At 70.5% G+C, this 21264-nt stretch carries 22 protein-coding genes, 1 tRNA gene and 2 pseudogenes; 7 read left to right on the forward strand and 18 right to left on the reverse strand.

Going from position 1 to position 21264, the window contains the following annotated elements; all coding sequences use genetic code 11:
* Nucleotides 1-56: 56 nt before the first annotated feature.
* Nucleotides 57-2273 carry an ATP-binding domain-containing protein gene (locus LPU61_RS04960; RefSeq protein ID WP_229404567.1) on the reverse strand — a complete coding sequence of 739 codons (2217 nt, stop codon included), beginning with the start codon at nt 2271-2273 and terminating at the stop codon, nt 57-59.
* Nucleotides 2274-2535: 262 nt separating this feature from the next.
* On the opposite strand from LPU61_RS04960, the gene LPU61_RS04965 reads away from it, so the two are divergent.
* Nucleotides 2536-3162, forward strand: a complete 627-nt coding sequence (locus LPU61_RS04965; protein ID WP_043962620.1) for an SGNH/GDSL hydrolase family protein — start codon at nt 2536-2538, stop codon at nt 3160-3162.
* A gap of 46 nt (nt 3163-3208) precedes the next feature.
* Here LPU61_RS04965 and LPU61_RS04970 read toward each other — a convergent pair whose 3' ends face one another.
* Both LPU61_RS04970 and LPU61_RS04975 read right to left on the reverse strand, forming a co-directional pair.
* On the reverse strand, nt 3209-5032 hold the full coding sequence (locus LPU61_RS04970; RefSeq protein WP_229404249.1) for a tetratricopeptide repeat protein: 1824 nt from the start codon (nt 5030-5032) through the stop codon (nt 3209-3211).
* A gap of 57 nt (nt 5033-5089) precedes the next feature.
* Nucleotides 5090-5551, reverse strand: a complete 462-nt coding sequence (locus tag LPU61_RS04975; RefSeq protein WP_043964272.1) for a MarR family winged helix-turn-helix transcriptional regulator — start codon at nt 5549-5551, stop codon at nt 5090-5092.
* 49 nt (nt 5552-5600) lie between these two features.
* Here LPU61_RS04975 and LPU61_RS04980 point away from each other — a divergent pair, with 49 nt between their 5' ends.
* Nucleotides 5601-6122 (forward strand): VOC family protein, encoded by a 522-nt coding sequence (locus LPU61_RS04980; RefSeq protein WP_043962622.1) that lies wholly within the window; start codon nt 5601-5603, stop codon nt 6120-6122.
* A 61-nt stretch (nt 6123-6183) separates the two neighbouring features.
* The gene (locus LPU61_RS04985) at nt 6184-7104 is read left to right on the forward strand and encodes a hypothetical protein (protein WP_229404250.1); all 921 of its coding nucleotides are present in this window, start codon (nt 6184-6186) and stop codon (nt 7102-7104) included.
* On the opposite strand, the gene LPU61_RS04990 is transcribed toward LPU61_RS04985, so the two are convergent.
* Nucleotides 7070-7615 carry a potassium channel family protein gene (locus LPU61_RS04990; RefSeq protein WP_229404251.1) on the reverse strand — a complete coding sequence of 182 codons (546 nt, stop codon included), beginning with the start codon at nt 7613-7615 and terminating at the stop codon, nt 7070-7072. The genes LPU61_RS04985 and LPU61_RS04990 overlap by 35 nt on opposite strands.
* A 141-nt stretch (nt 7616-7756) precedes the next feature.
* On the reverse strand, nt 7757-7936 hold the full coding sequence (locus tag LPU61_RS04995) for a DUF4236 domain-containing protein (RefSeq protein ID WP_007075522.1): 180 nt from the start codon (nt 7934-7936) through the stop codon (nt 7757-7759).
* Nucleotides 7937-8254: 318 nt separating this feature from the next.
* Here LPU61_RS04995 and LPU61_RS05000 point away from each other — a divergent pair, with 318 nt between their 5' ends.
* Nucleotides 8255-8794 carry a flavin reductase family protein gene (locus LPU61_RS05000; protein WP_229404252.1) on the forward strand — a complete coding sequence of 180 codons (540 nt, stop codon included), beginning with the start codon at nt 8255-8257 and terminating at the stop codon, nt 8792-8794.
* Between the two features lie 56 nt (nt 8795-8850).
* Here LPU61_RS05000 and LPU61_RS05005 read toward each other — a convergent pair whose 3' ends face one another.
* Both LPU61_RS05005 and LPU61_RS05010 read right to left on the reverse strand, forming a co-directional pair.
* Nucleotides 8851-9306 (reverse strand): Rrf2 family transcriptional regulator, encoded by a 456-nt coding sequence (locus tag LPU61_RS05005; protein ID WP_043962626.1) that lies wholly within the window; start codon nt 9304-9306, stop codon nt 8851-8853.
* Between the two features lie 21 nt (nt 9307-9327).
* Nucleotides 9328-10224 carry a helix-turn-helix transcriptional regulator gene (locus LPU61_RS05010; protein WP_229404253.1) on the reverse strand — a complete coding sequence of 299 codons (897 nt, stop codon included), beginning with the start codon at nt 10222-10224 and terminating at the stop codon, nt 9328-9330.
* Nucleotides 10225-10375: 151 nt separating this feature from the next.
* Between LPU61_RS05010 and LPU61_RS05015 the strand changes: the two genes are divergently transcribed.
* The gene (locus LPU61_RS05015) at nt 10376-11152 is read left to right on the forward strand and encodes a RhlG family 3-oxoacyl-ACP reductase (protein WP_043962628.1); all 777 of its coding nucleotides are present in this window, start codon (nt 10376-10378) and stop codon (nt 11150-11152) included.
* Nucleotides 11153-11233: 81 nt separating this feature from the next.
* Here the strand turns inward: LPU61_RS05015 and LPU61_RS05020 are convergent, their stop codons facing one another.
* Complete coding sequence (locus LPU61_RS05020; protein WP_007075525.1) at nt 11234-11665, reverse strand: SsgA family sporulation/cell division regulator; 432 nt, start codon at nt 11663-11665, stop codon at nt 11234-11236.
* A 296-nt stretch (nt 11666-11961) separates the two neighbouring features.
* On the opposite strand from LPU61_RS05020, the gene LPU61_RS05025 reads away from it, so the two are divergent.
* The gene (locus tag LPU61_RS05025) at nt 11962-12516 is read left to right on the forward strand and encodes a TIGR02611 family protein (protein ID WP_229404254.1); all 555 of its coding nucleotides are present in this window, start codon (nt 11962-11964) and stop codon (nt 12514-12516) included.
* Nucleotides 12517-12566: 50 nt separating this feature from the next.
* Nucleotides 12567-12638: transfer RNA gene (locus LPU61_RS05030), tRNA-Val, on the forward strand.
* A 78-nt stretch (nt 12639-12716) separates the two neighbouring features.
* Here LPU61_RS05030 and LPU61_RS05035 read toward each other — a convergent pair.
* The 10 genes and pseudogenes from LPU61_RS05035 to LPU61_RS05070 all read right to left on the reverse strand — a co-directional run bounded on the left by LPU61_RS05035 (nt 12717) and on the right by LPU61_RS05070 (nt 21085).
* A complete protein-coding gene (locus LPU61_RS05035; protein WP_229404255.1) occupies nt 12717-13937 on the reverse strand; it encodes a site-specific integrase in 1221 nt (406 codons plus the stop codon).
* A pseudogene (locus tag LPU61_RS31715) lies at nt 13937-14153 on the reverse strand (excisionase family DNA-binding protein). The gene LPU61_RS05035 and the pseudogene LPU61_RS31715 overlap by 1 nt, the downstream one beginning before the upstream one ends.
* On the reverse strand, nt 14132-15070 hold the full coding sequence (locus LPU61_RS31805) for a replication initiator (RefSeq protein WP_374199594.1): 939 nt from the start codon (nt 15068-15070) through the stop codon (nt 14132-14134). The pseudogene LPU61_RS31715 and the gene LPU61_RS31805 overlap by 22 nt, the downstream one beginning before the upstream one ends.
* Nucleotides 15071-15078: 8 nt before the next feature.
* Nucleotides 15079-15132 (reverse strand): annotated as a pseudogene (locus LPU61_RS31810) (hypothetical protein); the annotation flags it as partial.
* Nucleotides 15133-15160: 28 nt separating this feature from the next.
* Entirely contained in the window at nt 15161-15739 is a 579-nt protein-coding gene (locus tag LPU61_RS31815) for a replication initiator (protein WP_374199595.1), read from the reverse strand.
* Nucleotides 15740-16182: 443 nt separating this feature from the next.
* Nucleotides 16183-16533 carry a hypothetical protein gene (locus tag LPU61_RS05050; RefSeq protein ID WP_229404257.1) on the reverse strand — a complete coding sequence of 117 codons (351 nt, stop codon included), beginning with the start codon at nt 16531-16533 and terminating at the stop codon, nt 16183-16185.
* Nucleotides 16534-17145: 612 nt separating this feature from the next.
* Nucleotides 17146-19026 (reverse strand): hypothetical protein, encoded by a 1881-nt coding sequence (locus LPU61_RS05055; RefSeq protein WP_229404258.1) that lies wholly within the window; start codon nt 19024-19026, stop codon nt 17146-17148.
* A complete protein-coding gene (locus tag LPU61_RS05060; protein ID WP_229404259.1) occupies nt 19026-19559 on the reverse strand; it encodes a hypothetical protein in 534 nt (177 codons plus the stop codon). Before LPU61_RS05060 ends, LPU61_RS05055 begins: the two co-directional genes overlap by 1 nt.
* Nucleotides 19556-20713 (reverse strand): dsDNA nuclease domain-containing protein, encoded by a 1158-nt coding sequence (locus tag LPU61_RS05065; RefSeq protein ID WP_229404260.1) that lies wholly within the window; start codon nt 20711-20713, stop codon nt 19556-19558. The genes LPU61_RS05060 and LPU61_RS05065 overlap by 4 nt, the downstream gene beginning before the upstream one ends.
* Nucleotides 20714-20869: 156 nt before the next feature.
* Nucleotides 20870-21085: a GntR family transcriptional regulator gene (locus LPU61_RS05070; protein ID WP_229404261.1), complete on the reverse strand. Its 216-nt coding sequence runs from the start codon at nt 21083-21085 to the stop codon at nt 20870-20872.
* Nucleotides 21086-21264: the final 179 nt, after the last annotated feature.

Raw genomic sequence — 21264 nt, forward strand, 5'->3', positions numbered from 1 at the left:
CAGTTGCCGTCCACAGCAGACGGCAACTGTCCAAGATTCCGGTAGGCAGGGCCGGGTCAGGCGGGGCGGAGGACGCCGAGGCGCTGGGTGGCGCGGGTCAGCGCGACGTACAGGTCGCTGTGCCCGCGCGGCGACTCGGCGACGATTCCGTCCGGGTCGACCACCAGGACGGTGTCGAACTCCAGCCCCTTGGCCTGGGCCACCGTCAGCAGCACCACCCGGCTCTCCAGCTCCGGATGGTCGCCGACGGCCGCCTCGGGCAGGGCCGCCAGCAGCGCCGCGCCCAGCGCGTCGACCCGGCCGGCGGGCACGATCACCCCGAGTCGCCCGTCGGTCAGGTCGGCCGCCTCGGCGACCGCGGCGTCGGCCAGCTCGCCGGCCAGCCGGTCTGCGGCGACCGTACGCTCCCACGGCGGCACCCCGCTGCGGCGCACCGAGCGGGGCGGACGCAGGTGCGGGTCGATCTCGGCCAGCACCCCGGCCGCCACCGCCATGATCTCGGCGGGGGTGCGGTAGCTGACCGTCAGCTCCTCCAGCCGCCACCGCTGCGCCACGTACGGCTCCAGTGCCTCGCCCCACGACGGGGTGCCGGCGAGCGCGCCGGTCTGCGCCACGTCCCCGACGATCGTCATCGACCGGCTGGGGCAGCGGCGCATCAGCAGCCGCCAGGCCATCGGCGACAGCTCCTGCGCCTCGTCGACGATGACGTGCCCGAATGCCCAGCTCCGGTCGGCGGCGGCCCGCTGGGCGGTGGTCAGCCCGTCGGTGGACTGCTGCCGCTCCAGCAGCCGGTCGGCGTCCAGCAGGTCGGCCACCCCGAGGATCTCGCCGCCCTCCGCCTCGTCCTCCACGTCGATCGACCGGGAGCCCCGGGCGATCTCCAGCACGCCCTCGGCGTACTCGCGTTGCAGGGCGCGCAGGCGGGCCCGGCGGGCCTCGGCGGCCCGGTCGTCCTCGCCGAGCAGCTCGGCGGCCTCGTCGAGCAGCGGCACGTCGGCCGGGGTCCAGCCGCCCGGCTCGCGGCGCAGCGCCGCCCGGTCGGCCTCGGACCAGCCGGGGGTGGCGGCGGCGATGCGGTCCGGGTCGGCGTACAGGTCGGCGAGCAGGCGCTGCGGGGTGAGCACCGGCCAGAGCTGGTCCAGGGCGGCGCGTACCCCGGGCTCCTCGCGCAGCTCCCGGCGGATCTCCGCGACGTCGGCCTCCTCCAGGAGGTTGGCCCCGCCGAGCGGGTCCGCGCCGATGCGCTCGGCGACCTGGGCGGCGAGGGCGTGCACGACCTCGACGTCGAAGACCGCCCGGGCCAGGTTGTGCGGCCGTCCGGAGCGGCGGGCCCGGTCCCGGGCCGCCCGCACGGTCTCCGGGGCCAGCGGCAGCACCTCCCGCTCGACCTCGATCTCCAGCGGCTCGTCGGGCACCCACTGCCGGTCCCGCACGGCCGCGGCCAGCACCTCCACCATCTCCGCCCGGCCCTTGAGCGCCGCCGTGGCCGCCGGCTCCGCCCGCCGGGCACTGACGCCGGGGAAGAGGTCCCCGGGGGTACGCAGCAGCACGCCCGTCTCGGCCAGCGCCGGCAGCACCTGGGAGATGTAGCGCAGGAACGTCTCGTTCGGGCCGACCAGCAGCACGCCCCGGGTGGCCAGCTCCCGCCGGTGGGTGTAGAGCAGGTACGCCGCCCGGTGCAGGGCGACGGCGGTCTTGCCGGTGCCGGGGCCGCCCTGCACGACCAGGGTCCCCGGCAGGTCGGCGCGGATGATCCGGTCCTGCTCGGCCTGGATGGTCTCGACGATGTCGCGCATCCGGCCGGTGCGGCCGGCGTTGAGCGCGGCGAGCAGCGACGCCTCGCCGGTCAGCTCCTCGTGGGCGGTGGGTGAGGCGGTGGCCAGGTCGAGCACCTCGTCGTTGAGGGCGACCACCTTCCGCTGCCGGGTACGCAGGTGCCGGCGTCGCCGCACGCCCTGCGGGTTGGCGGCGGTGGCCAGGTAGAAGGCGCGGGCGGCGGGGGCCCGCCAGTCCATCAGCAGCGGGTCGTAGTCGCCGCTGGTGTCGAAGATCCCGATCCGGCCGATGTAGTGGCGGGCGCCGTCGTCGGTGTCCAGCCGGCCGAAGCAGAGCCCGTTCTCCACGGCGGAGTACTGCTCGACCTGCTCGGCGTACATCTTCACGGCGCTGTCGCGCTGGGACCGGGCCTGCTGGGTGCCGCCGCCGTCGCGTAGCTGTTCGGCGAGCCGGCGGGCGGACTGCTCCCGCAGGCCGTCCAGCCGGTCGTAGAGCATGGAGACGTACTCCTGCTCGTGGCCGATCTCGTCGGCGTGGCCGGTTTCGTCAGCATGGCCGTTTTCGTCGTCGTTGCGCAGCTCGTCGGGACCCGCGGAGTGCCTTGACAAGCCTTCTCCCTAATAATTAAAATTGCGTCCGGAACGGCATTTCGCACGCCGTTCCTTTTTTATGCCTGAATTGTCAAAGATACCGCGCGGCGACCCCCCGGCCAAGCGATCGGGGCAGGGCCGCGCCACGGGTCGGGACGGAGTCGCGCGCATGCTGCTGGGTGCCGGTCAACGGATCGTGTTCATCGGGGACAGCATCACCGACTGCGGCCGGCGCGACCACGCCGCCCCCTACGGCGACGGTTACATGAGCCTCGTCCGCGCGTTCGTCGACGCCCGGCACCCGCAGCTCGGGCTGACCTGGGTCAACCGGGGCATCGGCGGCGACACGGTGCGCGACCTCGCCGCCCGCTGGGAGGCCGACGCCGTCGCCGAGCGCCCCGACTGGCTCTGCGTGATGGTCGGCATCAACGACATCTGGCGCGGGTTCAGCCCCGGCCGGGAGGCCGAGGCCGTGCCGATCGACGAATACGAGCGCACCCTGCGCGCCCTGCTGCGCCGGGCCGTGACCACCACCGGCTGCCGCCTGGTGCTGGCCGACCCGTTCCTCATCGAGGCGGACGTCGACGAGCCGCAGCGCGCCGAGACCGACCGGTACGCGGCGGTGGTGGCCGCCGTCGCCAAGGACTTCGACGCGGTGCACGTCGCCACCCAGGCGGCCTTCGACCGGGTGCTGGCGCACAGCCCGTCGAGCCGCTGGGCCGACGACCGGGTCCATCCGGGACTGCCGGGCCACGCGGTGATCGCGGACGCCTTCCTGGCCGCCATCGGCGCCTGACCCCTCCGGCTCCGGCCCCCCGCCCGGCTCCGGCCCGGGCGGGCGGTCAGCGGCGGCGGGTGCAGACCTGGCGGCTGCGGCCGACCGTGTCCGCCGACCACACCACCGCCACGGTGAAGCAGTAGTCGTTGGTGCGGTCCAGCCCGTGCACCAGGAAGCTCGTGGTGCCCGCCGGCAGGGTCTCGAACGCGTTCGGCTGCCGCCCGGACGGTGCCCCGGCGAGCACGACGGGCCCGCTGGCCCCGTCCGGGTACGTCCAGCGCAGCGCGATGTTCTCCCGGTTGTCCCGCAGGCTCACCCCGTCCGGCGGGCTGCCGGGGGAGGCGGCGGCCCGGGGGCTGGCCGACCGGCTGCCCGACGACTTCGCGCCGGGGGATTTGCCGGACGGCTTCGCGCCGGGGGACCGGCCCGAGGGCCCCGCGCCGGACGGGTCGGGCTGCGGCGGGGCGGTCGCCGAGGGCGACGGGCCGGGCTCCGGCTCCGTGCCGCCGACGCGGGCCACCCCGGCGACCACCGCCGCCGTGCCCAGCACCACCACGGTCACCCCGGCGAGCACCACGAGCGGGGTGAGCCGCCGCGGCGGGGGCGCGGGCGGGCGGGGGACCAGCACCGGGAGCAGCCGGGAGCGGTCCTGCGCGGGCGGGGGCGGGCCCACGGCGCGTACCCCGGCGGGGGCGTCCGCGCCCGTGCCCGCGAGGCCGAGCACCGCGGGCGGCACCGGGCCCTCCGCAGGCCGGGCCGTCTCCTGCGGCCACCGGTCGTCCCGCTCGGCGTGGGTCGGCCCCGGATCGGCGTACGCCGGGTCGGGGCGGGCGTGCTGCCGGATCCACGGGTCGTCGTCGACCCAGGGCCCGGCCTCCCCGCCCGCCCAGCGGTCGTCGTCCGGGGGGAGCCGGGGGGCGGGCACCACGGGCGGGGCGGGCTGCTCCTGCGCCGGCCACGACTCCTGCGCCGGCCACGCCGACCGGTACGCCGGGGCGTCGTCGTCGGCCGGGTGGGGCTCCTCGTAGGACGGCCACGTGGTGGTGGGGCGGGGCTCCTCCCGGGGCGGCCACGCCGGCTCGTACGTCGGGGGACCCTCGGCGGCCGTCGCCTCGCGGGCCGCCGGCACCGTGGGCGCGACGGGCACCTCGGGCTCGGGGGCCGGTTCCTCCCGCTCGGCGGCGGGCGCGCGCCCGCAGACGTGGTTTGGGTTGGCGGCGGCGCGGGCCAGGGCCGCCACCTGCCCGGCGAGCGGGTCGTCGGCGGCGAGGTGCTGCCGGCACAGCTCCCGGGCCAGGGTCAGGGTGTCGTGGGAGTCGGCGAACTCCCCGCAGTCGCGCTGCATCGACCCGAGCCGGGCCAGCATCTTGATGCCGCTGGGGTGCCCGTCGCCGTAGACCTCGCGGTGCAGCTCCCAGGCGTCCTGGAGGCGCTCGCGGGCCACCTCGCACTGGCCCCGCGCGTATTCCACGGTGGCCAGGTCGGCGTGGGCGGCCAGCACCCGCAGCGACTCGGGCCCGTCGGACGCGGTCAGCTCGATGATGACGTCGGAGTAGAGCCGGGCGGCGCGGGCGTAGCTGCCGACCCGGTGCAGCACCGCCGCGAGGGTGGCCGCCGCCGCCACGGCGCGCGGATCGTCGCGGCCGTGCAGGCGGGTCGCCGCCGCAAACGCGAAGGCGGCCCAGCCGCGCGCGGAGTGCGGCTCGCCCAGCGCTACCAGCACGCGGGCCTGGAGGCCGGCGGCCTCGGCCAGCTCGGGCGAGGCGTGGTCGGGGCGGGGGTCGGCGTCGCTCAGCGCATCGGAGAGCAGCTGTTGCGCGCCGGCCAGGTCGCCGGCGGACACCAGCTGGTGCGCCTGGCCGGTCAATTCACCGAAGGCGGGGGACACGCCCCATCGTGGCCGCACCGCGACAATAAGTACAACCCCCCGACGATCGCGATTCGGTCATCCTTCGGTCAGGTGGTCCAGCATCGTCTCGCTGATCCGGTGCAACTGGTCGACCTGGGCGGGGCTGAGCGCGTCGAAGAGGTGCCGGCGCACCCCCTCGACGTGGCCGGGCGCGGCGGCGGCCAGCGTGGCGAACCCGGCGTCGGTGAGCACGGCGATCTGCCCGCGCCGGTCGGTGGGGCAGTCCTCGCGCCGGATCCAGCCGGACGCCTCCAGCCGGGCGGCGGCGTGCGAGAGCCGGCTGCGTGAGGAGCCGGTGGCGTCGGCCAGGTCGCTCATCCGCAGCCGCCGGTCGGGGGCCTCGGAGAGCCGGACCAGGATCTCGTAGTAGGCGTGCGGCATGCCGGCGTCGCGCTGCAGCTCGCGGTCGAGCTTCTCCATCAGCGCCCGCGAGGCGGCGACGTACGCCCGCCAGGTGCGCTGCTCGTCGGGGTTCAGCCAGCGGGTCATGACCACCATCATACGGGCTATTGTTGAGCGCTCAACTAAATCGCGCTAGGGTGGGGCCATGGGAATCCACCGCCTCAACCACGCCGTCCTCTACGTCAGCGACCTGGAGCGCAGCGTCGCCTTCTACCGCGACGTCCTCGGCTTCCGGGCCATCCCGATGACCCCGGACGGGTTCCGGGGCGCCGCCTTCCTCCAGGCCCCCGGCTCCACCAACGACCACGACCTCGGCCTGTTCGAGATCGGCCGGGCCGCCGGGCGCTCCACCGCCGGCCGGGCCACCGTCGGCCTCTACCACCTGGCCTGGGAGGTCGACACCCTCGACGAGCTGGCCGTCACCGCCCAGCGGCTCGCCGCCGCCGGTGCCCTGGCCGGCAGCTCCGACCACGGCACCACCAAGAGCCTCTACGGCAAGGACCCCGACGGGCTGGAGTTCGAGATCGTCTGGCTGGTGCCGGCCGACCTGCTCGACGACGCCGCGCTCACCGCCCGCAAGCGGATCGGCCGCCTCGACCTCGACCGCGAGCGGCAGCGCTACGGCGGGCAGACCCGGGGCGGCGTCGGGATCTCCGTCCCGGCCTGACCGCCGCGCCGACACCGGGATCGCCGCACCCGCGCGGCGGGCGGTGCGGTAGAACGGCAGGATGCCGACCGACGCCGTCCTCCGCGAGCTGCTCGTCCGACAGCTCGACGCCTGGTTGCCCGCAGCGCTGCACCGCGCGCGGCGGGCCACCCTCGCCCTGGCGTACGCCAAGACCGACGCCGGTGGCGCGGACGCCGCGCTGCGGGTGGTGGGGGAGCACGCCGACCGGCTGCGCGGGTTCCGCCTGACCGTCCTCGTGCTCGCCGAGGGCGACGAGACCCTCCCGGCCCGCCTCGGCGCGGTCGAGTCGACGCTGCCCGCCGAGGTGGCCGTGCACGTGGTGCCCGGCGACCCGGCGCGGCTGCCCGTGGCCCTGAAGGCGGCCGGCGCGGCCGGCGCGCCGCTGCTGACCCTTGCCCACGGCGCGGCACCGACGCCGGCGCTGCTGGCCGCGGCCCGGTCCGGCCGCCCGGCCGACCTGCTGCTGGTCACCGCGCCCGACGCGCCCCTGCGGCCGGCGCTGGACGCCGCCGGCTTCCCGCTGGTGGCCGAGGTCGACCTGCTCGCCGCACCGACCCTGCCGGGCTCCGGTGACGACGAAGGGCTGCGGCTGGCGTTCGCGACCGGGTCGGACCGCAGCCTCCAGGCGTTCAAGGACGCCCTGTGGGCGGTCGACGGGCACGCCGGGGTCCGCTACCGCGACCCGGCCGACCCGCCGGGGCGGGCCGTCGACGTCGGGCCGGAGGCGGACCCGGGGCCGCTGGGCGGGGAACTTCTGGCCGAGCTGGCCCGCCGGGGCCCCCGCACGGTGACCGAGCTGCGCCGGTTCGCCCTCACCTCGACCGTCTACCGGGCGGCGGACGCCAACCGTGCGCTGACCGGCCTGCTCGACGCGGGCGCGGTGGCCCGCGACCCGGAGCACGGCAAGCTCGGCGGGGACGTGCTGATCAGCGCCGCCCGGCCTGGCGGGCCAGCTGCCTGACCACGATGGACGCCCCCGTGGTGACCACGCCGATGGTGAAGACCATCTGCACGCAGACGGCGACCCGGGCGAACTGGCCCTGCGCGTGCACGTCGCCGTAGCCGACGGTGGTGAGGGTGGCCAGCGTGAAATAGAGCGCGTCGATCCGGGTGGTCAGGTTGACGAACTCGCCCGGGGCGCTGCGGGCGATCACGTAGTCGGCCAGGGCGAACGCGAGCAGGCCCCCGATCAGGGCGACCGCGAGTTGCAGCAGCGAGCGGATCTGCACCTGCTCGGGGTCGTCGGCCACGGCGAGCTGCCGGCGCACCAGGCGGGTGACCAGCCACGCGTCGGCGGCCACCAACGCGACCGTGGCGACGCTGCGCGCGGCCAGCCGCAACCCGTTCGGGTCCTGCTCGACCGGCACCAGGAAGTAGGCCCCCAGCAGCAGGAGAGACGCCAGCGTCGCCACCCGGCGCTGGTGTCTCGGCGACCCTTCGCCCGTGCGTTCCGGTGCCCCGTCCCCCGTCATGCGGCGATTCTCCGCCGCCTTGCCTGGCCCCGGCGGCGATTCGGCCAACCTGGCCCGTCCGCCCCGGTCGGCAGGGGCACGGGGCGGAGACGCGGAACGGGGTGCCGGTGGACCACCGGCACCCCGTTGCACCCCGGGACGTCACGCCCGGGACTTGTCCTGCTTCCACGACAGCGGGCCGGGCAGGTCGACGCGGTGCGCCTTGGCGCGGGAGTTCCACGACCAGCGGCCGATCTTGATGCTCCAGGAGGAGAACCCGTTCTCGGTGAAGTTGAGGATGATCGGGCCGTACTTCTTGCGCTTGCGGAACATCAGACCCATCGCGGGCTCCCTTCGTGACCATTCCCTGCCGTGTCGGACTCGAACATGCCCGGAACGCCGATCCGGGAAACCCACGTCCGTCCGCACTGGACACCGCCGCAGGACACCGTCCGACCGGTAATTCATACTCAACAGATGGGCGTTCGGATCTTGTTTGGGCTGCATGAAACGGATTCATGAGTCTGGTGCGGCGATAATCTCATTTGGTGGAAGGGCGTTGACCGGCCGTCGGAGGCGGCGGCACCATGGGGTCATGGCGCAGCGGGACGGGCTCTTCGGCGGGCACGCCGACCGGCGGCGCCCCGCGCGGCGGCCGGCATGACCACCGTGGACGGGCCCGCGACCGGGCCCACCGAGCTCCGGCCGGTCGACACCGACCTGCTCCAGGCCCTCCTGCACCCGCAGGCGGCCACGGTCGCCGTGGTCACCACGCCCGGCCGCCCCGCCCGCCGGGGCCGGCCCGCGCTGCCCCCGGCCGCGTTCACGGCGACCTCGTTCACCGCCGTGTCGCTGGAGCCGCCGCTGGTCTCGTTCTGCCTGGGCACGGCGTCGTCGAGCTGGCCCGCCGTCGCCCGCGCCGAGCACGTGGCCGTGCACCTGCTCGCCGCCGGTCAGCAGGGCGTGGCCCGCGCCCTCGCCGTCGGCGGCCCCGACCGGTTCGCCGCCCGCCCCGGCTGGTCACCCGGCCCGTTCGGGGTGCCGCTGGTCGACGGCGCGCTTGCGGTGCTGCTCTGCCGCGTCGCGCACCGGGTGCCGGCGGGCGACCACGCCGTCGTCATCGCCACGCCGATCGCCCTCGGCGCGGGGCGGGCCGGCGCCCCGCCGGTGCACCACCGGGGTGCGTTCAGCGCGGCGTGACCCCGCTTGCGCGCCAGCCGGGCGGCGCGTTCAGCGCGGCCCGACCCCGCCGGGGGTCAGCGAGGCTCCCACGCGTCGGGGCGGGCGATCAGCCGCCGCACGTGGCCCGGCAGCCGCCCGCTGGCCATCTCCGCCAGGCTCACCTCGTCGACCACCTGCCGCACCGCCGCCCGCACGGCCACCCAGAGCCGGGGCAGGTTCTCCGCCGCCCCGTCATAGCTGGTCTCCTCGGGTCGCATGCCCCGCACCCCGGCCAGCGGACCGTCGACCGCGCGCAGGATCGCCCCTATCGTGATCTCCTTCGGTGGCCGGGCCAGCGTGTAGCCGCCCTCGGCGCCCCGTTGGGCCCGGACCAGCCCGGCCCGGCGCAGGTCCGCCAGGACCGCCTCCAGGAACTTGCGGGGCATGTCCTGCTCCGCCGCGATGGCCTGGGTCGACAGCAGGGAAGGGTACGCGGTGGCCAGGCTCAGGGCCGCCCGTACCGCGTAGTCGCCGCGCGCGGAGATCTGCACCCACTCATCATGCCCGCCCTGTCATCCCCGCCGGGCCGGTGGGCGGCCGTTACCGGCCGGCCCGCCCCGCGCCGACCGGAACGCGCCCGGGCTCAGGCCCACCTCGCGGGTGAAGAACCGGCCGAAGTTGGTCGGCTCCGGGAAGCCGAGCCGGCGACCGATCCGGGCGATCGGCTCGTCGGTCGCGGCGAGCAGCCGGCTGGCCTCCAGGGCCACCCGGTCGTCGATCACCTGCTTCGCGCTGCGCCCGGTCGCCGCCAGGCAGGCCCGGGTGAGGGTACGCACCGAGCAGCCGATCCTGGCCGCGTAGTCCTCCACCCGCCGGGTGTGCTGGTAGCCGCGCTCGACCTCCTGGCGGAGCCGGCGGAACGTGGCGTTCTCGGTGCGCGGCCCCGCCTCGGCCCCGTCCCCGCCCGGCGGGGCGGGCGGCAGCAGCGCCAGCCGCAGCAGCAGCACGGCGAGCCGGTGCCGCACCAGCGCGCGGGCGGCGGGCACGTCCGGCTGTCGCCGGCAGTCCACCACCAGCTGGGTGACCTCGTTGCGCAGCACGTCGGCGTCCTCGCCCGCGAGCTGCCAGTGGGCGGGCACGTCGGCCGCGGCATCGACGTCGAGGCCCCGCAGGGCCGTGGCCGACCAGCGCACCACCACGGCGTCGATCCGGGTGGCCTCGCACCGCAGCGCCTGGCCGGGGCGGGCCCGCAGCAGCGTGCCGGGGCGGCAGGGCAGCGCCCGGAAGTCCAGCTCGACGGTGCCGTGGCCGCCGGTGACGAGGACGACCAGGTCCGCGTCGAGCAGCACCGGGCGTCGCCAGTCCGCGCCCTCGGCGAGGTCGTCGAGGGCGAGCGTCGTGATGTCGTCGGGTCGGGGTGGGGAGGCGTCGACGCGGGTTGCCGGGGAAGGCTGACCGGAGGGGATCATCGCCTGCGACGGTATCCCGCGCGCGGGACGGTCGCATCCCGGCGAGACTGCCCGACCGCTTGTCGGGGTGCGGCCGGCGGGCTACGTTACCGATCAGTAGTGCCCGGGTCCGGCGGGTGCCCGGCGGCCCGCCGAACAGCGAGGGGATGGCATGACGGATCTGTTCTCGGTCGAAGGCAAGACGGTCCTGGTCACGGGCGGATCGCGGGGGATCGGCCTGATGATCGCCCGGGGCTTCGTGCGGGCCGGCGCGCACGTGGTCATCTCGTCCCGCAAGGCCGACGTGTGCGAGGCCGTCGCCAAGGAACTCTCCGCCGAGGGCCGCTGCGAGGCGATCCCCGCCGACCTCAGCCGCGACGAGGGCGCGCTCGGGCTGGCCGAAGCGGTACGCGAGCGGGTGGACCGGCTCGACGTGCTGGTCAACAACGCCGGGGCTACCTGGGGCGCGCCGCTGGAGGCGTACCCGGAGAGCGCCTTCGACAAGCTGTGGGCCGTCAACGTCAAGGCCGTCTTCCGGCTCACCACCGCCCTGCTGCCCGAGCTGCGGGCGGCGGCGAGCGCCGACGACCCCGCCCGCGTGATCAACATCGGCTCGATCGACGGGATCCGGGTGCCGTGGCTGGAGGTCTATGCGTACTCGGCGACGAAGGCCGCCGTGCACATGCTCACCCGCAGCCTCGCCCACCAGCTCGCCGGCGAGCACATCACCGTCAACGCGATCGCGCCCGGCCCGTTCGAGAGCAAGATGATGGCGTTCGCGCTGGACGACCCGGAGGCGCGGTCGGCCATCGAGAAGCAGGTGCCGCTCGGGCGCATCGGTCGCCCCGACGACATGGCGGGCGCGGCCATCTACCTGTCGTCGCGGGCCGGGGCCTACCTGACCGGTGCGGTCATCCCCGTCGACGGCGGGGTCACGACGCACGGCTGAACGCGCAGCGCGTACCCCATGGTGTGAAAGCCCGGGGCCGCGCGGACTCGGCAGATCCGCGCGGCCCCGGGTGTGGCGTGGTCAGCGACCGGCGAGCAGCCGGGTCACCGCCGTGTCGACGTCCAGGTGGTCGGCCTCCCGGCCGCGCGGGACGACGACGTAGGTGCGCCGCAGGAAGCGCACCAGGACGCTGCGCGGCACCTCGAACAGGGCGTTGCCGTCCGGGGACGACAGCGCCAGCGCGACGAAGTCCCCGCGCGGGGTGGCCCACGGCCAGACCCGCACGTCGCCGATGCCGGCCGGCTCGTCGAGGCCGGTGACCAGCAGTTCGCGGGCGAACGACCAGCTCACCGCCTCGCCACCGGCCGATTCGGCATGGAACAGGACATGGACCGCATACGGGTCAGCAGGGTCGTAACGCAGGCTGGCACGCACCGGCAAGGCGGTGGCGTCAGGCGCGACGAGCCTTAGCGACGTCTCGACCTCTACGGTCGTCGGTCGGATGACACTCATGGACGTTCTCCCCCCGGCACCGCTGCGGAACGCGCGTGTCCCGCTTTCCCCATACTCAGGTGCTACCTCTGGCTACGCTCCGCCATACGCTGACTTCACCCTGTGGTGGGAAGAGGGTCGGAAACGCCGCTAGAATGTGAATATTCTTGTACGATATCCGGTTTTGCCCAATGCTTGATCCCGCCCGGCGTCGGGGTTGGTTCAGACGTCGACTTACTCCGGTAACGTCCAGTGGTCCGATGGAGTGACGGGCCGCAGCGACACTGGGGGACGAAATGACCACGAACCGATCCTCAATGGATGTCGCGGCCCGGTCCGGAAACCCGAACGGCGGGGTCCGGACAGCCGAAAGGCGGGGGTACGCAGTGCCGAAGCAGCAGCGTGGCCGGCGCGACCCGGGAGCACCCGGCGACGCGACGACCGGGGGTGGGACAGCCGTCGCCGAACGGCGCGGCGGACGCCTGCGGCAACGCATCGCCACCACCCTCGACCTGATCCGCGCCAACCCCACCGGCCGCGTCGCCCTCAAGATATTCATCGCCGTCGCCGGTGCGATCGTCGTCACCGTCGGCATCGCGCTCATCCCGCTGCCCGGCCCCGGCTGGCTGCTCGTCATCGCCGGGCTGGGCGTCTGGGCCGTCGAGTTCCACTGGGCCCGCCGGCTGCTCGCCTTCACCCGCCGGCACGTGCACGCCTGGACCCGCTGGGCCACCAGCCGGTCACTGCCCGTGCGCCTCGTCCTCGGGTCCGTGGGCCTCGTCTTCGTCGCCACGGTCGTCTGGCTGTCGCTCAAGTACAGCCTCGGCATCGACCTGGTGGCCCGGGCGCTGCACTACCTCGCGACGCACTGACCCCGGATTCGCGGTCCGGTCCCTCGATCAGGTAGAGTCATCGTCGCTGAGGGCGATTAGCTCAGCGGGAGAGCGCTTCGTTCACACCGAAGAGGTCACTGGTTCGATCCCAGTATCGCCCACGCAGATCAAAGGCCACCTTCCATCGATGAAGGTGGCCTTTCTGTTGCCCGCACAGCAGCGAAGTACAGCAGTTCTCGTCAGTGCCCGAGTGATTCACCGAGGCGCTTGAGGGCCTCCCGGGTCGCCGTGGACGAGACCTGGGTGTAGATCTCCATCGTCACCGAGAACCGGGCGTGCCGAAGGATCTGCATGGCGACCCGTGGATGCACGTCGAGGTCGGCCAGGAGGGTGGCACAGGTCCGGCGGGCGTCGTGAATGGTGATCGGCCGGACGCCCGCCCGGTCACACCGCGTCTGCCAGGAACGCTGGAAGTTGCGCGGCTCGATGGGCGTGCCGTAGCGGGTGGTGAATGCGAGGTCGTTCTCGTGCCACGCCTTCCCGGCGGTCGCCCGTGCCTCGTCGCGTTGTTCGCGTCGCAGCTTCAGTGCGGCCACGCAGATGTCGGGCAGGGGCAGCGTGGCGTCGGACGCCTGGGTCTTGGTGTCGCGGTGCAGGAGCTGCCCGCGTACCCGTTGCAGTTGCCGGCCGATGGTCAGCTCACCGGCGTCGAGGTCGATGTCCGACCAGGCCAGACCGAGGGCTTCGCCCTTGCGCAGGCCGGTGACGAGGACCAGGGCGTACGCGGCGTAGAGGGGGTCTTCGTCGGCGCGGGCCGATTCGAGGAACCGACGGGCCTCGTCGCTCGACCAGGACCTGCCCCGTCGGCGGCGGACCGTGGCCAGGGTGACCGGCACGGCCGGGTTCCGGGTGATGAGGTCTTCGGCCTGGGCGTGGGTGAGGGCGGCCCGCAGCGCGGCCCGGATGTCGCTGACCGTCCGGGGCGACGGGGCGGCCTGGCAGCAGCGGCCCACCGCGCAGCACCGACGCTTCTCCGTCCGGCGGGCGGCGTCCTTGCCCTGGGCGCAGCACTGGCAGGTACGGGCCACCTGATTGAGCCAGGTCTGCACGTCCCGGGGCTGGAGCCGGTCGAGCCGCTTTCCCCCGAGGCCGGGGGCGATGTAGCGCCGGACGAACGTCTCGTAGGTGGCGTACGTCAGCGGTGCCCGGTTCGGCTGGACGATCTCGGTCAGCCAGTAGGTGAGGAAGCTGCCGACCGTCGGGACGCGGGTCGCCACCGGCCCCTGCTTCGCCTGCTGGTGCAGCTTGATCCACTTGTCGTGGACGGCCTCCCGGGTCTTGCCGTAGACGTACTTGCGGGTGCGCTTCCCGTCGGGTTTGGTGACCCAGACGTACGCGGCGAAGCCGTTGCGGTACGGGAAGATCGAGCCTTCCCCGTTGGCGCGGGTGCGTCCGGGCATCAGGCTGCCTCCTGCCGGTCGACCTGGTCGCGGATGTACTCGTCGACCCACTCGGGGAGGATCCGGCGGTACTTTCCGTCCTTGATGGAGCGCAGCTCGCCGGTGGCGATCTTCATCTTGACCTTGGACAGGCCGAAGCCGAGCAGGACGGCGACCTCGGCGGGGGGAGTACCAGCGCGGGGTTAGGTGTCGGCTCACGCGGCCACCCCCAGCCACGCCTCGTGGGCGAGTTCTTCCCGTCCGATGCGCCTGCTCTCGCGTCGATGTCTCGCGGCGGTGTTGGCGAGCAGGGCGTCTCCCTCGGAGAGCCAGCCGGATCCGATGTAGGTGAGGGTGCCGACGGTGATGGTGTCGTCGGGTTCGTCGTCTTCGGTGCGGCGGTAGGTGGCGCGGGTCTCGCGGACTTGGCCGAAGGTGACGGAGTAGCGGCGGGCTTTGGTGAGGAAGTGGCCGCCGCAGCCGAGCATGTGTGCCCAGCGGCGCAAGCCGCCGTAGACGTTGGGTTTGGTGTCAAGGCTGGCTTGACGGTCGTCGGCGGTTGCGGCGCCGCCGGTCGTGTCGGTGTGGGTGGGGCGGCCGAGGTGCCAGCAGGCGTCGATGAGGCGGGCGACGTGGTCGCCTCCGGGGTCGGCGTAGTCGTCGACGGTGGCGGCGGTGAGTCGGGTGGAGCTGTGGCCGGTGGCTTCGGTGGCCTTGGTGGCGTACTTGGCGAGGTAGGTGGCGACCTTGCCGTCGGTCAGCTCGCCGTCGCTGCTGTCGATGCGTCTGACGTCGACCTGCTCGCCCCAGGCGATCAGCCAGCCTTGCGGCCGGTCGGGGTGCAGGGGCGTGGTGACGGTGATCTGTCGGGCGGCGGCGTGGATCGCGTCTTCCAGGTCGTCAATGGTGATGCCGGCCGGTGGCGGTATGAGGGCGTCCGGGTCGTCGGGGTCGACGCCGTCGAGGCGCAGTAGGACGTGGAAGTGCACGGCGGCGCGGCGTTGCATCTCGGCGACCTTGCCGTGGGACACCCGCACGGGCGGCACCCAGCGGACCTTGCCGGAGACGGTGACGATGCCGACCTTGTGGGGATGCTGCGTTGACGGCAGAGCGCGGCGAGGTGGCGGTCGAACGCCTGCTTGGTGCGTCGCCACAACTCGCCGGAGAAGTAGTTCCAGATGACCTGGTGGTCGTGGTCGTAGCAATCGAGGCACAACGGCTGGCCCAGCCGCGGATCGTTGGCGTCATGGCGGGCGAAGCACGCGGTGGGCTGCCCGTGCGGGCAGGTGCCGGTGTTGCTGCGGGCGCGGCAGGGGGGCGGGTCGGCAGTCGCAGCGCTGCCGGTTGCGGCAGGTGTGGCGTGGGACGTGGCGGTGGTGGACCGGGCCGAAGGACGGCGCGGTGAAGGTGGCGAAGACGACCGGGTGTCGACCGACCGAGACGGGGATGCCCTTGCCGCCGGTCAGTCCGCGACAGACGACTTGGTAGGCGTCGCCCTGGTAGACCCAGGCGCAGTCCGGGCACGCCGATTCGCGGCGGTTGCCGCACGCCTTGTAGAGCGTCCGGCCGGACAGTTCGTCGGTGTGCTGCTCGCTCAGGACTCGGCCGGTGTCGCGGTCGACGGCGGTGATGGTGCCGGTGAGGCGGATCGGTCGGGCGCAGCCGCCGGCGGGGCGGGTGTGCTCCAGCCAGCCGGAGAACTCCGGCGTAGCGGCGCGGTGCAGGACCTGGGCGTCACGACCGGCGGCGAGACCGGGGCGGTAGGTGGTGAAGATGGCTGTCTCCTCTTGCGGGGGTGGCAGGAACGGGAGACGAAGCACCACCAGCCGTGGACGTAGGTCCGCTGGTGGTGTTCGCCGTGTCTCCTGGCACCGCCGAGAGGGCGGCTGACGCCGGAGGGCGGAATCGTGGTCGTGCCACTTCCCGCCGATGGGGCATGTCCTTTCGCGCTAGTGGTTTTGGCTCTGAGGCCGACACGGGTGGGGAGCCTGGGATGTCGACATCCGGCGGGCTGCCGCAGGCTGCCCCCACCCGTGGAGATCAGCGAATCCGAGCCATCTTGGACGGCAGGCAAAGGCCGTGCTGGGCCGCTCAGCGGATTCGGGGAGCCGGCATATCGGCCGGCGAGATCGAGAGCCGACGGCGCGTGGCCTGCATCAGCGGCAGGAAGGCCGCCCGGCATCTCCGGCGTCGAGTCCAGCGATCCGGCAGGAAGGCCGCGCTGGCGTGCTCGACGAGGGTCAGAGTAGCACCGGGCGCCGACACGTCAACGTGCCGTGAAACTGCTGTCGAGCCAATCAGGTAGAGCCATGCGGTTGACGACCGATCGCTGACGGGGACCGGTGTACTCGGTGAGGCTGAAACAGCGATGCCCATCCGTGGGATGCACGGTGACGGCGACAACGCTCTCGTCTTCGAATCGCAGCGTGAAGACGGGGTCGAGTTCGCACAGGAATGCAAACGCCTCGCGGTCCTCGTCGCTCTCGCTGACCAGGCGACCGTCGGCCTCCCAGCCACCTGTGACGGCGGCAATCACGATGGCCACCTCGACGCTGCCGAGCAGGGTGGAGGAGTTCGCCCACCAGTCCAGCCAGCACCGGCCATCGAAGCGGTCCATGCCGTCATCCTTGCAGGGCGGCGGCGAAACGGTGGGATGGCCTATGCAACCCGGACCCCATTGTCGTGCGGGGCCGGCCGGCTGCCGGCTTGTGTGGGAGGACTTTCTGTCCGTCTATCAAGGCGGCCCTTGACGGGCCGCACGCGCCGCCGCCTGGGCGCGGCTCCGCTGTCGCTCCACGCCGGCCACGCAACACGCCCGGCGGCTGGCGCGGACAGCGGGAATTCTGGTGGCCGCCGCATGACGACAGCAGCGTTGACCGGGTGTGTGGGCCGGCAGCCGGCCGGCCGCGCGGCCAGTACCCGCGCGGCGTAGGGGAGCGCACGCCGGCCGCGTGAGCGAGCTGGTGGCGGTCGCGGGGGCTGCGGTTACTGCGCCTCCGGCGGGGGCGCTCCGGCTCCAGGATGGCCGGGACTCCGTCGGCGGGTCGCGGTCCGTGGGTGGTTGCGGTAGGCCATCCCGCCTGCCATCGACCCGGGCAAGCCGAGCAGACCGCCGCCCGGCCCGCCAGCGCCCGAACGTGCGTCAAGGTGCGCTTGACGTGGCGGGCCGGGTGGCGACCCGCTCTCTAGGAAGGCGAGTCGATGGCACACGGGATGGCGGAGAGGGTAGCTACACGACAATCAACCTGTTCTCCGGGGTAAGCTGGAGTCGGAGGTATGGCAAGGCCACCGGCTCCACTACATTGTCAAGCACAAACACTTGAAGTCGGTCACCGTATCGCTCGCAGACCTCAAGGATGAGTCTGTACATGTCGCGTACGCGATCTGCATCGAAGTTCTCGTGGCCGATATTGCTGCTGAGGCCGTCGAATACGAGAAATGCCGGTAGCGGAAGCCCTAGGTCAAGTGAGACGGTGTGGTGCGCGAGGGCGTGGGCCACGTTAACAAGGGTCGCTAGTCCTTGGCTGCTTAGCTTGTCAAACGTTCGATTACCAAGCTTCGGCATATAGGTAGTGCGATCAATCTCCGGGCGGTGTCGGGAGTCGATAAGTGGAGCGTGTAGCTTCTCCAGGTACTCGCCAAATCGTTTTTCTAGCAAGGCAACGTTCTGCATCGCGCCTGATGTGTCGATCGCTGCTAGCTCGTCCTCAAGTTCCTCTCGTTCTTGCCGAATCATCTCCAAGTCTTGGGTAAGTAAATCCTGCTTTACATAGAGGTCCAGATATTCTTCGAGCTTCCCAACCTCCGCATCTGCGTATGCTTTCGCCGATGATGCGGCAGCAATCTCATCGGCATGCCTTGATATGAAAGAGCTTGCAGCGGAGTCGAGACTAGTGTGTAGGCGTTCGACTTCTGACGCAAGTTGCGCTATGCCGTAGGACATTCCGTCGATTGCAGTCTGCTTATGGCGCAGCACTTCATCAGTCTCTTCGACCTGTGCCTGCAGTCGGCTCAGCTCTACGATCAACGGCTTAACGTCGTCGCTGTGAACGGTCTCTTGGAGGCAGAGACGGCAGTGGTTGGCGTCAGCAAGAGGTCTATTGTCAAGGTCTTGACCGCAGCGCGGGCAGATGACGAAATCGATGTCGGTAAGGGTTTCTGCAGAAACGATGGCCCGGTTCAAACGTGAAATCTGCCCAATAAGTTCCGTCCTCAAATCCTTCAGGTCCTGAACCTGTGATTGCAGCAGGTTCTGTTCCGAGCGCACTCTAGACAGTTCATCTTCTCGCGAGAGCAATTGTGTGCGTGCTCGGGAGATGCTGGACGTAAGACCCTCATGGGGTGTCGTAGCCGAATCCAGATAAGCCGCCTGGCGTGAAGCCAGAAGCCGTCTTTCTGCCTCAGCCTCAGCCAGCTTCTCTTCGAGCCCTCGTCTATCAGCGAAGGGGGTGTTACTTAGAAATAGCCGAGCGGCTTCGGCTTGGGCCCGAAGTGCCTGCTCCTTAAGGTCGAGCTCGCGTATTCGGGCCGTCACTCGGGCGGCCTGTGGGTCGTAAAGCCCATAGTTGATCTCAAAAACATAGCGCCGCTTGATGTCTCGGAATGGGTCTCTATGCCCGAAGACCATGACATCGATCTCATCGCCTGCAAGAATACAGTAGTTTAGCCAGTCATTGATGCTAACCGGGGTCATGTTGGCTGAGGGATTCTTATTTGATCGGCGTGAAGGCACGTGCACGGACGGAATTCCTGCTTCGTCCATGAGGAACGAGGCGTAGGTTCGCGGCTCGACTCGGGTGGGCCTCGCCGCCGGAAGTCGATATGCAGTCTCTTCGTTCGAGATGTCGACAGGAGCTGTGTCCGTCGTGACAAAGGGTCTAGAGATGTCCCAGGATCGGTGAGAGGTGGTAACGCGGCCGGCCAGTCGCTCGATGTGGGTGGTCTCAGGCGGAAGATTCTTCGGTATGCCTCCCAGGAAGGCACGCATCAAACGGACCAAAGTGGTCTTGCCGGTCGTAATGTCCCCAGCAATAACGTTCAGGCCGGCGGAGGCCATGAGGCTGCGGCCGGCACCGACAAGATTGAGCTCATCTATTCTCAGAGTACCCACTAGATGGACCTACCCCATTTTGAATCTGCAATCTCAGGAAAGGTTTCGTAGAGGAAATCCTTCAAACGATTCCCCTTCCAGTCAAAATTCTTCCTTATTATTTCTATACGAGATATCAACGCATCGTAGGATTCGTCATCCGCAAGACGCTCCACCACCTGTCGTCCGTACGCAGTGGTACGATATGCGTATCCTCCCTGTCCTGGTATCGGCTCGATTAGTCGTTTGCCAATTAATCGGCCGAGTATCGAGAAGTATTGTGGATCCCACGGACCGTATCGGTAGCGGACCATTCGCTCGGTAAGCGGCACTCTATCTTCGTCGGAGTCGGCACCTAAGGACTCGGATGCAGAAATCGCCTCTAGCGCTCGCTCCAAGTACTGGGGATAGCGCAACAGGAAATCCAGCTTGGCTAGCTTGGTCCGGCCTTCAAGGGCGCGTTCTTTCTTAGGGCCCCTGCTAAACCCGTCAATGAGGCAGAGGATGCGTGCTTCGCCCTCAGCAGTGGCGCGAAGCGCCTCTCTCGTGGTCATGCTACCCGCCATGGGAAGCGACATTCATCTGATTCTTGGCATACGACGCCAACAAGTTCGAGCGGGCCGTTGAATTTCATTGAACCGTCGAATTGCCGAAGTGTTCCTTCGGTCTCTACCAGTTTGGCGAAAACTCGGTCCGCGCAGAGCATGTCGTCTCTGAACGGTGCGGCAAGAACCTCTGCCATTGTTCGGACTGAGTTGGCTAGAGAATCGTAGTATCGGGCCTCTGCAGTTGGTCCGCTTAACAGCAGGCGCCGCTTGGCGTCTGCTAGGGCGCGAGCCTCTTTGGCCTGTCTAATCGTAACGTCCGACGCGTTGTTGAGGCGCAGTTTCCGCTCCAAGTCGGACATCGCGCCGTCGTGGATCCCTAGACTCGCTAAGCTGGCCGGCTTAGCTGGCAAGAGGTCTGCAAGTTGCCCAGATGTTAAGCCAGAGAAATCCGAATAGTCTGGACCGGGATCGATGAGGCTGAGACTTATGCGTTCAAGAAGCGACTGAGGCTGGCCCTCCTGGGCATTCTCTGCTGCGGTTAAGAGTTTTACGTAAGTCTGTTCGATCAGATAATACGGCGCCCTCGGAATCAATCCCGCAAGAAATACAATGTTGCGGTTGTCGATTTCCGTTATCCTCGGGCTTCCTGGGCGAATCTTAAGTCGTGGCAGCCACCCGTCAAGCTCCCTGTCGGATGCACCGAGCTTGGACCGCAGTTCTGAGCGGCAGTCTCCGTCAGCTGATCCTGGATCCTCGAAAAACCTCTTGCCTGGCCCACGAGTAGATGCCTCGCCTTCAAGGATCAAATGAAACTCGACTGGTAGGTGATATGCGGCGCGATACGACCGCAGTAGCGAGTCCAAGCCGCCCTTTTCTCCGCAAATATCCGTGAAGGACCACTTGCTTCGCCCGGGCTTCCTCGTCTTGACCTGTGCGAGAACTGCCTTGTTGGGGTAGGCGAGTGCGACGTCTTCGAGGTGCTCTAGGAAGACTGCTGTCGGCCCGCCCTTCGGAAGTTGGCTCGCCAGCCAGTACGAAACCGCAACCTTTACCTGGTAGCGGTATCGTCCGAAGGTTTCTCTGCCGGAGAGGTCTCCAGGGTGTTCGGCCCGCAGCAAGGCCTCGGGGGAGTCGTTGATCGGGCCACTTGGCTCTTCCACCTATGTTGATATAGCACGGCTCGCGTCATGAAAGAAGGCTTGATCACTTGCCTGTTGATCAGTGTCATCTATGCGACAGCGCCCTGGTGCGCCCCAAAGACATGGGTGAAGTGCTCGGAGCTTCTTCGTGCGGGTTGCGGACTGACTATAGGAGGACTACTTCGCGACGAAGACGCCCACGCCGGGCAGTGTCTCGGTCATGCCCTTGATGCGCAGCACCTGCATGGCCCGGTCGATCACGGGCTCTGTAACGCCGTAGTGCTCGATCAACTCGCGCCGGCTGGGCAGCTTGGAGCCCGGCGGGAACTCGCCGTTAGCGATGCGTTCGGCGAGGTCGTCGGCGATCTGCTCGTAGCGGTAACGCGGTGGCACGGTGTTCCCCTCGGTTGGCAACACGAGTAGACCACCTACGTCAGCCCTTGACACTACCCAACGGTACCTATGGGGGACTGCCGAGGAGGTCGATTCCCCCGGTTGGCGCTGTGGGCCGTCCTCACCGGCGTGGGTGCCCGGCGCATCCCCCGTGATCGGGCATCCAACGCCCCCGGACA

The sequence above is a fragment of the Micromonospora sp. NBRC 110038 genome (assembly GCF_020884815.1).
In the GTDB taxonomy this organism is placed as follows: domain Bacteria; phylum Actinomycetota; class Actinomycetes; order Mycobacteriales; family Micromonosporaceae; genus Micromonospora; species Micromonospora haikouensis.

Coding starts and splice junctions, on each gene's coding strand:
- LPU61_RS05020 (WP_007075525.1), bottom strand. CDS start 11,665: ATGAGTGTCATCCGACCGACGACCGTAGAGGTCGAGACGTCGCTAAGG.
- LPU61_RS05015 (WP_043962628.1), top strand. CDS start 10,376: ATGACGGATCTGTTCTCGGTCGAAGGCAAGACGGTCCTGGTCACGGGC.
- LPU61_RS04975 (WP_043964272.1), bottom strand. CDS start 5,551: ATGGTGGTCATGACCCGCTGGCTGAACCCCGACGAGCAGCGCACCTGG.
- LPU61_RS05050 (WP_229404257.1), bottom strand. CDS start 16,533: ATGGACCGCTTCGATGGCCGGTGCTGGCTGGACTGGTGGGCGAACTCC.
- LPU61_RS04990 (WP_229404251.1), bottom strand. CDS start 7,615: ATGACGGGGGACGGGGCACCGGAACGCACGGGCGAAGGGTCGCCGAGA.
- LPU61_RS05060 (WP_229404259.1), bottom strand. CDS start 19,559: ATGACCACGAGAGAGGCGCTTCGCGCCACTGCTGAGGGCGAAGCACGC.
- LPU61_RS04960 (WP_229404567.1), bottom strand. CDS start 2,273: ATGCTCTACGACCGGCTGGACGGCCTGCGGGAGCAGTCCGCCCGCCGG.
- LPU61_RS04965 (WP_043962620.1), top strand. CDS start 2,536: ATGCTGCTGGGTGCCGGTCAACGGATCGTGTTCATCGGGGACAGCATC.
- LPU61_RS05025 (WP_229404254.1), top strand. CDS start 11,962: ATGGATGTCGCGGCCCGGTCCGGAAACCCGAACGGCGGGGTCCGGACA.
- LPU61_RS04985 (WP_229404250.1), top strand. CDS start 6,184: ATGCCGACCGACGCCGTCCTCCGCGAGCTGCTCGTCCGACAGCTCGAC.
- LPU61_RS05000 (WP_229404252.1), top strand. CDS start 8,255: ATGACCACCGTGGACGGGCCCGCGACCGGGCCCACCGAGCTCCGGCCG.
- LPU61_RS05035 (WP_229404255.1), bottom strand. CDS start 13,937: ATGCCCGGACGCACCCGCGCCAACGGGGAAGGCTCGATCTTCCCGTAC.
- LPU61_RS04980 (WP_043962622.1), top strand. CDS start 5,601: ATGGGAATCCACCGCCTCAACCACGCCGTCCTCTACGTCAGCGACCTG.
- LPU61_RS05010 (WP_229404253.1), bottom strand. CDS start 10,224: ATGATCCCCTCCGGTCAGCCTTCCCCGGCAACCCGCGTCGACGCCTCC.
- LPU61_RS04995 (WP_007075522.1), bottom strand. CDS start 7,936: ATGGGTCTGATGTTCCGCAAGCGCAAGAAGTACGGCCCGATCATCCTC.